This window comes from Oleiphilus sp. HI0086 (assembly GCF_001635225.1).
Window position 1 is genome coordinate 1 of the sequence record NZ_LWFZ01000631.1, and the last position, 12,951, is coordinate 12,951.

A 12,951-nucleotide genomic window follows, 5' to 3' on the forward strand; every position below is an offset into this window, starting at 1 on the left:
TTTATCCGTTGCCTTGATTGGCGAATGCCCACTCGGAATGTAAGGGGCTTCGTTTAATATTTTTATTAAGTATAGATAAAAAATCTGACCTATCGATGCATTTTGCGCCGAGTGTTAGTAAATGGGGGTTTTCAACTTGGCAGTCAATAATAGCGTAGCCCCACTTATGCAGCTGTTGGCTTAGACATGCGAAGGCAACTTTCGATGCATTGGGCTTTAATGAAAACATTGATTCACCGAAAAAACAGCAGCCAATGGCTAGGCCATAGAGCCCACCAACAAGTTCTTCGTTTTCCCATACTTCAACCGAGTGAGCAACGCCTAGTTCATGCAGAGCGTAATATGCCTCTTCCATTTCTTCGGTAATCCAGGTGCCTTCCTCGGAATCGAGTCGAGCGCAATGTCTGATGACTTCTGGGAAAGCTTGGTCGAAGCTGAGCCTGGGCTGTTTCTGTCGAATGTGTTTCTTCAGGCTTTTGGAGATATGTACTTCATCAGGAATTACAACGCAGCGAGGGTCGGGGCTCCACCAAAGAATAGGCTGATCATCTGAGAACCAAGGGAATATGCCGCGGGAATAGGCGTGAATGAGTCGTTCAGGGCTAAGGTCACCTCCGGCAGCGAGTAAGCCGTCTGGGTCGCGCAAAGCCTGTTCAATGGGAGGGAAGTCGTCGTTCGCATCCAGCCAGGGGAGGTTGGCCATTCAATATCCTTTGAGGCGAGCAGGGCGGTTAAGCGTCAAGCTTACCCGCCCGGGGGTTATACTTATAATGCGTCGATGTACTTTTCTGCATCCAGTGCAGCCATACAACCAAAGCCAGCTGAAGTAATTGCTTGACGGTATACCTGGTCAGTTACATCACCGGCGGCGAATACGCCAGGGATGCTAGTGCCTGTTACGCCTCCTTCGAGGCCAGACTTTATGGTCAGATAGCCATTATTCATTTCTAGTTGGCCATCAAATAGCTCGGTGTTGGGCTTATGGCCGATAGCAATAAAGACACCCATTGTTGGTATTTCTTTTTCTTCACCTGATTCGGTTGACTTGACGCGCACGCCAGTTACGCCTGCATCGTCACCCAGCACTTCTTCTAGAGTATGGTTCCACTCGATGCGAATATTACCGTTTTCAGCTTTTTCCAAAAGCTTGTCTTGAAGAATTTTTTCCGAGCGAAGTGTGTCTCGACGGTGAATCAATATAACTTCTTTAGCGATATTGGATAGATACAACGCTTCTTCAACGGCAGTGTTTCCGCCGCCAACTACACAAACAGTCTGGTTGCGGTAGAAGAATCCGTCACAAGTTGCACAGGCGCTGACCCCTTTGCCGGCAAACGTTTCTTCGGACTCTAGGCCCAAATACATCGCTGAAGCACCGGTGGCGATAATGAGTGCGTCACAAGTATATTCACCAGAATCGCCCGTTAAGCGAAAAGGTTTTTGGCTTAGTTCTGCTTTATTGATGTGATCATAAATAACCTCTGTTTCGAAGCGCTCGGCATGCTGCTGCATTCTTTGCATTAATTCAGGACCTTGAACGCCCTCAGCATCTCCAGGCCAGTTATCGACGTCGGTTGTTTGCGTCAATTGTCCGCCTGCCTGCATTCCTGTAATCACAACTGGGTTCAGGTTGGCGCGTGCTGCATAGACTGCAGCTGTATAGCCTGCAGGGCCTGAGCCAAGAATAATGACTTTGGAGTGTTTTGCTTCGCTCATGAGAAATGTCCTTCAACGATAAGTGTTTAAACTGGTACTAAATAATGTTGTGCAAAAATGCTGCTCAGCAAGCTCTATAGGTCGTGGCTACAGATATAGGGGCTCGCAGAATAATAAACTGTTAATGGGGATAGTTTAAAAAATATCAACAGATTTTAAAATGTTTTGGCTCAAAGGGTTGCTTTGCTTTGCTTGTCCGTTAGACAGGCGGTGTTCTGCGACGCTTGGAAAGACTGCCTGAATATCATCAGGTAAAACATGGTCCCTGCCTTCAATAAGTGCCCAGGCTTTAGCCGCTTGAATCAGAGATATATTTGCGCGAGGCGATAAACCGTGTGTTTCATTGCTTTTTAAACGACTCAATGTTGCCAGCCGGTAGACGTAGTTGACGATACTGTCTGAGCACTGAACTTTGGATACTAGAGCTTGAATTTTGCTGAGAGTATTCTCGTTCAACACTGCTTGTAATTGATTTGCCAGCGCGCGTCGATCAATACCTTTGAGTAGTTGTTTTTCAGCGTCTTCACTTGGGTAACCTAGTGATATGCGCATCATAAATCGGTCTAATTGTGACTCTGGCAGCGCGTGAGTACCTGACTGGTCGCTAGGGTTCTGAGTGGCGATGACGAAAAAGGGCTCAGGGAGTGCGCGGGTTTCACCTTCTTGTGTGACCTGGCGCTCTTCCATTGCTTCGAGCAGAGCACTTTGGGTTTTAGGGCTGGCACGATTGATCTCGTCAGCGAGTACAAGGTTGGAAAATATCGGGCCGGGGTGAAAATGGAACTTACCGTCTTCTCGGTTAAAAATATTCAGGCCCAGTAAGTCACCAGGTAGTAAGTCGCTGGTAAATTGGATGCGTTGATAGCTTAAGCCCAAAGTTCCTGCTAAAGCGTGTGCTAATGTTGTCTTCCCCATGCCAGGCAAGTCTTCGATGAGCAGGTGGCCTTTAGCAAGCAAGCAGGTCAGGGCTAGCTTAATTTCATTCTCTTTGCCTAGAATAACTTTGTTGAGTTGGCTAAGGCCAAGTTGAATCGCTTTGATATTGCTCATAGTAGAATCTATAGACTTATGAAGTGGGGGTGGATGCTCTGTTTTGGGTTTGGACTCGCATAATATGGCGTGCAATCAACTGCTGGTGAGCTTCCGATATATCGGTAAAAGCAATATGCACCTCATAAGGTGATTGCGATCCTCGACATGAAAGTACATCGCCTTCAAGTATTAAGCCGCTATAGCTGGGTAGTAAAATAAGCTTGATTGCGACGCTTTGCCCTTTGGTATATTCCGACTCACTCTTAAGTGCCAAGCCTCCTTCACTCAAGTTAACAGTTTGAATGTTGTCATTTGAGTTTTGCTGGTTGTTCATTGCCAGCACTCTCGATAAGGCGTCGAGTTTCTTGTTCATTACTTTTAAAAACTGCCCCAGGTTTTTATCTTTATCTGTCAGCGTTCGGAGTAGATGCTTTGATTCAACATCCAATAGCTGAAACTCAGAGATCAGACCAAACTCGGGGCTTAGTTCAAAACATTCCGCTGCAGTTTGATTGTCAGCTCTGGGAACAATGTCAACGGACGCTTTATTTTCAACGCGAAAATATTGTCGTCGATTGGCGAGTTCGGTAATGGTTTCAATATCGTCATTCATAAGTCGGGACAGCTTGCTTCAACAAATAGAGGTTTAAAAAGATATATAGCTTTAATTAAAGCAAAGAAATGCTCGCTTCGCTGAATTGATTTGCGGCTTTTGTGAATGCCGCGCAAAGGAACTGACAAACAAGGTGTTGTTTGCTTAGGGGGGCTGTGGTTTAATCGCGCCATGTTTAAATTCTATCCTGTCTTAATTGGCCTTCGTTATACATCGGCGAAGCGCAAAAACCACTTCATTTCATTTATCTCGCTAACGTCGATGGTGGGCTTGATAATTGGTGTGGCTCTACTTATTACTGTGCTCTCTGTTATGAACGGTTTTGATCGTGAATTACAGCAAAGAATCTTGGGTATGGTGCCGCACGCAGTGATTAAACCTTATAGTGATATGCGAGACTGGCAAACACTTCAGGATTCTGTACTTGAAAATGAGAAAGTGCTTGCTGCCGCGCCGTTTATAAATGCTCAAGGAATGGTGACGCGTAACGGTGCAGTTCACGGTGTTCAGCTGAATGGCGTTTTACCTGAAGAAGAAACATCGGTCTCGATTATCAGTGAGCATATGATTCGAGGTTCTCTTGAGGATTTGAAATCAGGTGAGTTCGGCATGATTATCGGTGAAATACTATCCCGGCAATTGCGCGTTGATGTCGGGGATAAAGTCACTGTCGTTTTACCCGAAGCTTCCTTAACGCCTGCAGGTGTGTTTCCAAGGTTAAAGCGTTTTGTTGTAAAAGGTATTTTCAGTGTAGGAGCCGACCTGGATGCTTCGCTGACCATGATTCATATGGATGACGCGGCAAAAATGTTACGTATCAAAGGTTCAGTGCACGGCTTGCGCTTAAAAATGCATGACCTGTTTGATGCACCCTATATTGCTCGCCAGATAGCGATGAACCTGGATGAAGGTTTTTATAGCGTAGACTGGACCAGAACCCACGGAAACCTGTTTCAGGCAATTCGCATGGAAAAGACTATGATTGGCCTATTGTTGATGGTTATTGTTGCGGTTGCCGCCTTTAATATTATCTCTACTTTAGTGATGGTTGTGACGGATAAGAAAGCTGACATAGCGATCCTCCGCACCATGGGGGCGAGCCCCAAGGCGATTATGGGGATATTTGTTGTGCAAGGTGCTTATATCGGGATCGTAGGAACCCTGGTCGGCACCGTATTAGGCGTGCTACTCGCTTTGAATGTCAGCGATATTATTCAGGGAATAGAGAGTCTTCTGAAGATGCAGTTTCTCAACCCGGATGTCTATTTTATTAGTGACTTACCTTCTCAACTTTTACTTGATGATGTGCTGGTTATTTCCGGGACAGCATTGATTATGAGTTTGTTAGCAACACTTTACCCGGCTTGGCGGGCTTCCAAAGTTCAACCCGCGGAGGCTTTGCGTTATGAATGATGGCGTAATTATTGAGGCGAAAGGCATCTCAAAAAACTATGATGATGCTGTTGCGCCAATTTCGATTTTTCAGAATTTAGACTTCACCCTTAGCAAGGGGGAGTCGGTCAGCGTATTGGGCGCTTCCGGCTCTGGTAAAACGACTTTGTTGAATATATTGGGTGGTTTGGATAAAGCGAGCGAAGGTCTTGTAAGGCTTTGTGGTAGCGACTTGAGTCAGTGCTCAGAGGCGCGCCTAACAGAGTTGAGAAATCAGAATCTGGGCTTTGTTTATCAGTTTCATCACTTGTTAGCGGAGTTTACGGCGGTAGAGAATATTGCTATGCCTTTATTCATTGCTGGCCAGAAACGGCGTTTGGCAGAAGCGCGAGCGCTTGAATTGCTTGACTTAGTGGGCTTGTCAGCACGCGCTAAACATAAGCCTTCTGAGTTGTCGGGAGGAGAGCGTCAGCGAGTTGCCATTGCTCGTGCGCTGGTCAATCAGCCAAAGTGCGTATTGATGGATGAGCCGACGGGAAATTTGGATGAAACCACAGCACGAAAGATCCAAGATGTGATGCTGACCTTGCAGCGTGAGCTGGATACAGGCTTCGTTGTCGTAACGCATGATACGCAATTAGCGCACAAGATGGACAGAGTATTAATCATGGAAGAAGGTGTGTTGAAGCCCTGGAGTGCTGCAGAGCAGGCTTCAGTTTAAACGGACTTGTTATCTTTTCTCGCTTTTCTGGCAGCGACTCGGTGGTGCCACTTTCTAAGGGTTGCGCGTTTCCAAATGGCGTCTATGCCGAAATAACCTGTGACGCCAAGTACGCAGCCGGCTACGAGAGAGCCAAAATACATAGGAATACCGACTTCATATAGTTTGTCTTTTAACCACTCGAATGAAAGCTCATACTCGAAAGGTGAAGCGGGAATATCAAGAATCCAGGCGCCTAATAAGTATTCTGCATAGAAAATAGGTGGCATAGTAAGTGGGTTGCTAATCCACACTAAGGCCAGGGAAACCGGTAGGTTTGCGTTGAAACGCAGCGCACACAGTGCCGCAGCAACCATTTGAAAGGGCATAGGGATACATGCCCAAAATAAGCCAATGGCAAAGGCCTTAGTGACTGAATGGCGGTTTAAATGCCATAAGTTAGGCTGGTGAACTAGAGGTCCCAAGAACTTAAGGGATTTGTTTTCACGAATTGCGTCGGGATCTGGAAGATATTTTTTTATCAGATCTTTTGGCATAAAAAGTTCACTTCGTAGTCAGGCTCAAGGATGAGTTTATGTTCTATTTGATGGCCGCATTTTGTGTGGGCCCTATCATACTCTATTGTTATGGGGAATTGTTACCCGCCTTTATTTATATTTTGTTTTCAATTTGTTGCTTGGGCTTGGTTAAGACACGTCTATTTTTGCCGCTCTTAAGCTGCTTGCTTGGTCTTCTGTTTACTCACATTCTGATTGCTGAATACTTGGAAGCGCGTCTTGATAGATCTCTCGATAGTGGGAGTCAAACTATTGAGGCTTATGTTTGTTCTGTGCCGGTGGATTATCACTTGTATTCAAAGGCTGATTTTTGTGTGCTTGAAGCATCAGACAATAATGGAAAAATATTGGGTAAAAAAGTAAGGCTCTCATTTTCTCATACCCTTAATCTCGATTTAAAGAAGCGCTACTACAAGTTGAGTGTTGTTTTGAAGCCTCCGCGAGCAAGCTTGAATTTTGTCGGCAGCTCTTTCGAACAGTACCTGTTTTATAAAAAAATTTCGGCAATTGGACGAATTGTGGAGGTGCTCGAAAGTGCTGAAGATGAGGCTGGGTTCACATTGGCGGACCGAGTTCGTTCTAGCCTGAATTCATACCGTATGAGTTTAGGTGACTATCTCAATAACTTACTCCTAGATAAAGAACATAAAGGTCTACTTAGGGCCCTGATCCTGGGAGATCGGGGGCAAATTAGTCCTGGAGACTCACGAGTTCTGCAGTACACAGGAACACAGCATTTGCTTGCTATCTCGGGCCTGCATGTGGGGCTGGTGATGTTTTTTCTCTATAAGCTCTTGGTCTGGTCTGCTTTTCGAGTGCCAGTCGTTGCTTTTTTCGGCCTTGCTTACGTCATTATGGTTGGCGGGAGTGAATCTGCCATCAGGGCTTGGGTAATGTCTGTGTTGGCTCTGGTGCTTTTATCAGGGCGGTGGCGCAGAGACTATTTGGCGATTTATTGTGCCGCAATGTTTATGGTACTTTTATTCGACCCCCTATCGCCCATGAATATTGGCTTTTGGTATTCATTTATTTGTGTGGCTTTGCTTATATTGTTGTCACGGTTTGCACTAAATATGGATGCAAGCTGGCGTTCACTGTTGTTGCTGCAGTTGGTTTTGATTGTCGGCCTCGCTCCTATTAATGCCCTGATCGGCAATGTTCAGGGGCTGGCGAGCTTATTAGGAAATATGTTTGCCGTTCCTTGGGTTTCGTTGTTTGTTTTGCCTGTATCTTTAGTTGCTTTAGGTATCTCGTTTTTGAGTCGGCCAGTTGGTGAGATCTTGATGAGCTGTTCTGATGCTGGTTTAGAGTTACTGGTTCAGTATTTGTCATCTTTAATTGGTCTTTTAGCTGAGTTTTCTTTTGGGGCAAGCAATGTCTTATTAATTCCTTATGCGGTTTTATTCTTGAGCTTTGTTTTCTTTATTCGCAATTATCTGCTTCGGGCAGTGTTTCTGGCGGTATTGTTATTGGTGCTCTACACGCCTTCAGTGCTAAAGGAGCCGAAGTCCGAGGTCTTGGTTTTCGATGCGGGGCAGGGTTTGGCTATCGCATTGATCTGGGGCGGTCAGTACTGGCTCTATGATACCGGGTTAGCCTTGGGAAGCTATTCTCTGGTTGAAAGTGCAGTTTTCCCCTATTTCCGTGAACAAGAGTTGTTGCTGAATATTAGTGGGTTGATAGTGAGTCATGGTGACGCGGATCATGCGGGCGGAGCTGCGCGCGTTGAGGAATATTTGCAGCCTACGCACTTGTGGTCTGGCGAGCCGGGTCGTGTATCGGGCTTAATGAACGAAAAACCTTGCGCCGCTGGAATGTCTTGGGAGTATACGGGGGGGCGCCTGGAGGTTCTTTACCCTTTTGCGGCTGGGGCAGAATTTGGGGCGTCTTCAAATAATCGCTCTTGCGTGCTTCGTTTTACCTATCGGGGTCAGAGTTTTCTGCTCATGGGGGACTTGGAAGGAGAGGCTGAAATGCACTTAGTAGAGCGCTATCGAGATTCATTGAAGGCTGACGTTCTCATCGCGGGTCACCATGGTTCTGCAAATGCGACATCCATTGCCTTGTTAAAAAATGTTCAGCCTAAGATTCTGGTAATTTCGGCCGCTTATATGAATCGATTTGGTCATCCCCATGCAGATGTATTGGAAAGATCCAGGTTGATGGGAGTGGAAGTATTATCGACTGCTTCGCATGGCGCTCTAAGGTTTTTGTTAGGTGGAGAGGCTATAAATGTAGCGGTGGCACGCATCGAGCGAGAGACTTTTTGGTCAGTACATGAAGATAGTGTAAATAAAAACTAACGGGCTTTTCTAAATCTCTAAGTATGCTAAAGTATCGGCACTAAAATAAGCGATGATAGAAGCTGCTGTTCGTCAGTATTAGGCTTGGTATTTAGTCGGGTACCTTTGCTGGTCACAGCGGTTCGAAAATTACTTGGGGAGACTTCTGCGTGTTAGATTTATTGAAGCCGGGCGGCATAATCATGTTTCCTTTGCTGCTTTGTTCGGTATTGGCGCTGGCAATCATTATTGAGCGTTTCTGGACTTTGCGGGTCAGCCGATTGGCACCAAAGGTTTTGGTTCAGGACTTGTGGGCTGCTATCAAAAAGAAAGAACTTAACTCGCGTAAGTTGAAAGAGTTAAAAGAAGCTGCACCGCTAGGTCGAGTTCTTGCAGCTGGTTTGGCAAATGCTCGTCATGGTCGAGAGATCATGAAAGAGAGCATTCAGGAAGAAGCCAGTCATGTGGTGCATGAAATGGAACGCTTTTTAACGGCACTTGGAACGATTGCTGTGATTACGCCTTTGTTGGGCTTGTTGGGTACCGTTATTGGTATGATTAAAGTCTTTGCTCAGTTGCAGCTAGAAGGTGCCGGTAATGCCGCTGCTCTAGCGGGTGGTATTTCTGAAGCATTGATAACGACTGCCGCGGGTATGACAGTTGCTATTCCTGCTCTAATTTTCCACCGTTATTTCTTACGCCGTGTAGATGAGATTGTCGTAGATATGGAGCAAGAGTCTTTACGCTTGGTCGAAGTTATCCATGGTGACCGTGAACCTTCACGTGATGGAGAACAGAGCTCTTGAATTTTAAACGTCAGTCCGGTGAAGAGGTATCAGTAGACTTAACGCCACTGATTGATGTGGTGTTCTTGTTATTGATTTTCTTCATGGTGTCTACCACCTTCACCAAAGAGAGTCATTTGGAAATTGATTTACCGCAGTCCAGTGCAGAGCCGGCGAAGCCAGCTGTAAAAGAGATTGAGGTGATTATCAATGCCAAAGGTGAGTATGCGGTAAATGATCGCAGCTTGGTTAATAACTCTGAAGACACGCTTAAAAAAGCCGTTCAGAAACTGTCTGAAGGTAACACTAAAATTCCGTTTATTATTACGGCTGATGCAAAAACTTCTCACGAATATGTAGTTAGAGTGATGGATGTTGCTGGGCAGTTGGGTTTTGTGCAGTTGAGTATCACAACGCAGCGGAATAAATCAAAATAGGCTGCTGTCTGGCAGCCTTTGTTTGTTGGTAGTCTATGAGTAAAGATTCGGAAGCCCTTCCTGAATTAAATGAATCAAATTGGGCGCTCTATCAGCGTCTGCTGGTTTATATAAAGCCACTAAAATTCTTTTTCATTCTTAGTATTATTGGTAACGCTATCTATGCGGGTGCGAGTGCGTTAATGGCTCAAGCTCTGGATACGGTCATTACCACCGTTGAAAATCCCACTGAAGAAAATCGCTTGATGCTGCCTTTGCTGATTTTTTCCTTGTTTGCAATGCGCGGGATAGGGGGGTTCTTGGGTGGATACTACATAGCTTATGTGGGGCAGAATATCGTTCACCGGTTACGCACCCAAGTGTTTGACCGGTATTTGAAACTGCCCAGTTACTACTTTGACTCAAACGCATCGGGACATTTGATTTCTCGAATTACCTTCAACGTTCAACAAGTCTCTTCAGCTGCAACTGATGCAATAACGGTGATTGTACGGGAGGGCTTGACTGTGATCGGCCTTTTTATTGTGATGATCAATGCTAACTGGAAATTGACCTTAATCTTTTTGGCAATTGGTCCAATGATTGGTGCCTTAGTAAGTTATGTGAGTAAGCGCTTTCGTAAGTTAAGTAAACGTATTATGGCATCAGTGGGTGATGTCACGCATGTAACCTCGGAGGTCGTATCGGGATACCGAGTGGTGCGCATATTTGGTGGGGAGAACTATGAGTCAAACCGCTTTAATCAGGCTAGTGAATATAACTTAAAGCAAGCTTTGAAGCTTGAAATGACTAAAGCTATCAGTACACCGGTTATTCAGTCTCTAGTCGCATTAGCGATCGCGGTTTTGGTTTGGTTAGCGCTCGCTCCAGATGTCCGTGGCGATATGACTGCCGGGAGCTTCGTGGTGATCATTGCCGCGGCAGCGACCATGGCAAAACCTATTCGTCAGTTAACTCAGGTAAATGAAAAGATTCAGCGAGGCTTGGCTGCCGCTAAGGACTTGTTTGCAGTGATTGATGCCGAACCTGAGAAAGATCAAGGAAGCTTCGAAAGTGCCAGAGTACAAGGTGCGATTGAGATTAGTGATCTTAACTTCGCTTACGAAGGAAGTAATAAAGCGATCCTGAAGAATATTGATTTATCGATCAAGCCTGGTGAAACCGTTGCTTTGGTCGGCCGCTCCGGTAGTGGTAAGTCGACACTGGCGAACCTGATTCCACGCTTTTACGAAGCCCAATCTGGCAGCATTACCTTAGACGGTGTGCCAGTCGAAGACTATACCTTGCGTTCTCTTAGAGATCAGATTTCATTGGTTACTCAGCAGGTGACCTTGTTCAACGATACCTTTACCAAGAATATTGCCTATGGAGGCTTGGAAGGTGCTTCGATCGAGGATGTACAAGAGGCTGCGAGAAAGTCTAATGCATTAGCGTTTATTGAGGATAAAGACCTGGGCTTTGATACAGAGCTTGGCGATAACGGTGTCTCGTTGTCCGGTGGGCAGCGTCAACGTATCGCTATTGCACGAGCCTTGCTGAAAGATGCGCCAGTGTTGATTCTCGATGAGGCGACCTCAGCCCTGGATACAGAGTCAGAAAAAGCTATTCAAGGTGAGTTGGAGGTATTGATGGAGGGACGTACAACAATTGTGATCGCGCATCGCCTATCGACTGTAGAAAATGCAGATAAAATTGTAGTGATGGACCAAGGTCGTGTAATCGAGCAGGGAACACATCAATCACTTCTGGCTGCAAATGGTGAGTACGCCAAACTTTACAATATGAACCTGGCGGACGATGCCTAGTCAGGATCAGCAACGTGCTGCTTCAACGAGCATAACCGATGCTTGGTACCAAGGTGCTGCTTGGCTATACCTGCTGGCACCACTGTCACTTATCTATATGCTTATTTTGGTCATACGGGCATGGCTATACCGCTTAGGTTTTAAGACCTCATATCGTTCCAGTTTACCCATTATAGTGGTTGGCAATATTACGCTCGGCGGGACTGGAAAGTCACCATTGGTTGCATACTTGGTGCAAGCGCTTCAGGAAAGAGGCTATCAGCCTGGTATCGTCAGCAGAGGGTACGGTGCATCAATTCCATCTACAGAGTGTCGAGAAGTGTTAGCCGATAGCTTGCCTGAAGAGGTGGGTGATGAGCCACTCATGCTAAAGCAAGCGCTTGATTGTCCGGTATTTGTTAGTCCTAATAGAAAGCTCTCAGTTCAGGCACTGGAAGCTCAAGGTTGTAATGTTGTTATAAGTGATGATGGCTTGCAACACAATGCGCTACAGCGTGATGTGGAAGTTTGTGTTTACGATGGTCAAAGAGCCTTGGGTAATGGATATTTACTTCCGATGGGGCCTTTGCGTGAAAGCCAGTCTCGAATGAAGAAGCTGGACTTTCAGGTGATCAACGGTGCTGATGATTTACCTGGCGTGAATTCATCAGAGCCTTACATTCGAATGGATTTACGACCAGGCAACTTACTGCCGTTGAAGGCTGATCCCGGTCAGGATGGTCTCAATCAAGCCTTAGCTTTGGATAAATTGTCGGGTCAGCCGGTAAATGCTGTTGCTGCCATTGGCAACCCGGAACGCTTCTTTGAGGTGCTTGAGCGCAGTGGTATGATTGTTATGCGTCATGCCTTCGAAGATCATCATGCTTACTCTATCGATGATTTTGGCTTTTCGGAAACGCTTCCGATCATTATGACGGAGAAAGATGCTGTCAAATGTCGTTCTTTAGGTTTGTCAGATGCCTGGTACTTGCCTGTAGAAGCTGAGCTGAGTGCTAACTTGGCCGATTTGATTATTGAAAAAATAGAAGGAAATTCTCGTGGATAAAAAACTACTTTCGGTTTTGGCTTGCCCTTGTTGTAAGGGGGAGTTGCAATATGACCAGGAAAAACAGGAACTGATCTGTCGAGTAGATGCTTTGGCGTTCCCAATACAGGATGACATTCCAGTGATGCTTGAGACTGAAGCGCGGACTCTTACAACTGATGAGAAACTGGGTAAATAAGCACACACACAGAAAAGGAGGGACGTATGTCTTTTAAGGTCATTATACCTGCTCGCTATGCCTCTACCCGTTTGCCGGGTAAACCTCTGTTGGATATTGCCGGAAAGCCGATGATTCAGCGGGTTTATGAGCAAGCTTGCTTATCAGATGCCGAAGAAGTTGTTATTGCGACAGATGATGAGCGTATTGAAAAGGTCGCTTTGGGCTTTGGTTCCAAGGTTGTGATGACTTCTGCTGAGCACCCTTCGGGAACAGACAGGCTGCAGGAAGTAGTTGCCAAACTTGCTTTGGCAGATGATGATATTGTTGTCAATGTTCAAGGTGATGAACCGCTTATTCCGCCAAAGGTGATTAATCAGGTTGCTAAGAACTTGTCATTAGCCCCAGG

General features: G+C 45.8%; 14 protein-coding genes. 9 read left to right on the top strand and 5 right to left on the bottom strand.

Features of this window, described 5'->3' with window-relative positions:
* Window position 1: 1 nt before the first annotated feature.
* From aat to A3756_RS08400, 4 genes are all read right to left on the bottom strand, one after another.
* Complete coding sequence (aat, locus tag A3756_RS08385; RefSeq protein WP_068553326.1) at window positions 2–703, bottom strand: leucyl/phenylalanyl-tRNA--protein transferase; 702 nt, start codon at window positions 701–703, stop codon at window positions 2–4.
* Between the two features lie 62 nt (window positions 704–765).
* Window positions 766–1,716 carry a thioredoxin-disulfide reductase gene (gene trxB, locus A3756_RS08390; protein ID WP_068516272.1) on the bottom strand — a complete coding sequence of 317 codons (951 nt, stop codon included), beginning with the start codon at window positions 1,714–1,716 and terminating at the stop codon, window positions 766–768.
* Window positions 1,717–1,851: 135 nt separating this feature from the next.
* Window positions 1,852–2,766, bottom strand: a complete 915-nt coding sequence (locus A3756_RS08395; RefSeq protein WP_068516275.1) for a MoxR family ATPase — start codon at window positions 2,764–2,766, stop codon at window positions 1,852–1,854.
* 16 nt (window positions 2,767–2,782) lie between these two features.
* Complete coding sequence (locus tag A3756_RS08400; RefSeq protein ID WP_082865155.1) at window positions 2,783–3,361, bottom strand: PilZ domain-containing protein; 579 nt, start codon at window positions 3,359–3,361, stop codon at window positions 2,783–2,785.
* 171 nt (window positions 3,362–3,532) lie between these two features.
* Here A3756_RS08400 and A3756_RS08405 point away from each other — a divergent pair, with 171 nt between their 5' ends.
* Window positions 3,533–4,774 carry a lipoprotein-releasing ABC transporter permease subunit gene (locus A3756_RS08405; protein WP_068516277.1) on the top strand — a complete coding sequence of 414 codons (1,242 nt, stop codon included), beginning with the start codon at window positions 3,533–3,535 and terminating at the stop codon, window positions 4,772–4,774.
* Window positions 4,767–5,474, top strand: coding sequence for an ABC transporter ATP-binding protein (locus A3756_RS08410; protein WP_068516280.1), 708 nt, complete (start codon window positions 4,767–4,769; stop codon window positions 5,472–5,474). The genes A3756_RS08405 and A3756_RS08410 overlap by 8 nt, the downstream gene beginning before the upstream one ends.
* Here the strand turns inward: A3756_RS08410 and A3756_RS08415 are convergent.
* On the bottom strand, window positions 5,471–6,010 hold the full coding sequence (locus A3756_RS08415) for a DUF2062 domain-containing protein (protein ID WP_068509714.1): 540 nt from the start codon (window positions 6,008–6,010) through the stop codon (window positions 5,471–5,473). The genes A3756_RS08410 and A3756_RS08415 overlap by 4 nt on opposite strands.
* A 38-nt stretch (window positions 6,011–6,048) precedes the next feature.
* On the opposite strand from A3756_RS08415, the gene A3756_RS08420 reads away from it, so the two are divergent.
* The 7 genes from A3756_RS08420 to kdsB all read left to right on the top strand — a co-directional run.
* A complete protein-coding gene (locus A3756_RS08420) occupies window positions 6,049–8,334 on the top strand; it encodes a DNA internalization-related competence protein ComEC/Rec2 (protein WP_068516283.1) in 2,286 nt (761 codons plus the stop codon).
* Between the two features lie 149 nt (window positions 8,335–8,483).
* Window positions 8,484–9,119, top strand: coding sequence for a MotA/TolQ/ExbB proton channel family protein (locus A3756_RS08425; RefSeq protein ID WP_068508177.1), 636 nt, complete (start codon window positions 8,484–8,486; stop codon window positions 9,117–9,119).
* The gene (locus tag A3756_RS08430) at window positions 9,116–9,535 is read left to right on the top strand and encodes a biopolymer transporter ExbD (protein WP_068508176.1); all 420 of its coding nucleotides are present in this window, start codon (window positions 9,116–9,118) and stop codon (window positions 9,533–9,535) included. Before A3756_RS08425 ends, A3756_RS08430 begins: the two co-directional genes overlap by 4 nt.
* 35 nt (window positions 9,536–9,570) lie before the next feature.
* Entirely contained in the window at window positions 9,571–11,340 is a 1,770-nt protein-coding gene (gene msbA / locus A3756_RS08435) for a lipid A export permease/ATP-binding protein MsbA (protein WP_068516286.1), read from the top strand.
* Entirely contained in the window at window positions 11,333–12,385 is a 1,053-nt protein-coding gene (gene lpxK / locus A3756_RS08440; RefSeq protein ID WP_068516289.1) for a tetraacyldisaccharide 4'-kinase, read from the top strand. Before msbA ends, lpxK begins: the two co-directional genes overlap by 8 nt.
* Window positions 12,378–12,563: a Trm112 family protein gene (locus tag A3756_RS08445; protein ID WP_068516292.1), complete on the top strand. Its 186-nt coding sequence runs from the start codon at window positions 12,378–12,380 to the stop codon at window positions 12,561–12,563. Before lpxK ends, A3756_RS08445 begins: the two co-directional genes overlap by 8 nt.
* 26 nt (window positions 12,564–12,589) lie before the next feature.
* The coding region (gene kdsB, locus A3756_RS08450) for a 3-deoxy-manno-octulosonate cytidylyltransferase (RefSeq protein ID WP_068553327.1) at window positions 12,590–12,951 on the top strand (362 nt) is incomplete at its 3' end.

Coding starts and splice junctions, on each gene's coding strand:
- aat (WP_068553326.1), bottom strand. CDS start 703: ATGGCCAACCTCCCCTGGCTGGATGCGAACGACGACTTCCCTCCCATT.
- trxB (WP_068516272.1), bottom strand. CDS start 1,716: ATGAGCGAAGCAAAACACTCCAAAGTCATTATTCTTGGCTCAGGCCCT.
- A3756_RS08395 (WP_068516275.1), bottom strand. CDS start 2,766: ATGAGCAATATCAAAGCGATTCAACTTGGCCTTAGCCAACTCAACAAA.
- A3756_RS08400 (WP_082865155.1), bottom strand. CDS start 3,361: ATGAATGACGATATTGAAACCATTACCGAACTCGCCAATCGACGACAA.
- A3756_RS08405 (WP_068516277.1), top strand. CDS start 3,533: ATGTTTAAATTCTATCCTGTCTTAATTGGCCTTCGTTATACATCGGCG.
- A3756_RS08410 (WP_068516280.1), top strand. CDS start 4,767: ATGAATGATGGCGTAATTATTGAGGCGAAAGGCATCTCAAAAAACTAT.
- A3756_RS08415 (WP_068509714.1), bottom strand. CDS start 6,010: ATGCCAAAAGATCTGATAAAAAAATATCTTCCAGATCCCGACGCAATT.
- A3756_RS08420 (WP_068516283.1), top strand. CDS start 6,049: ATGTTCTATTTGATGGCCGCATTTTGTGTGGGCCCTATCATACTCTAT.
- msbA (WP_068516286.1), top strand. CDS start 9,571: ATGAGTAAAGATTCGGAAGCCCTTCCTGAATTAAATGAATCAAATTGG.
- lpxK (WP_068516289.1), top strand. CDS start 11,333: ATGCCTAGTCAGGATCAGCAACGTGCTGCTTCAACGAGCATAACCGAT.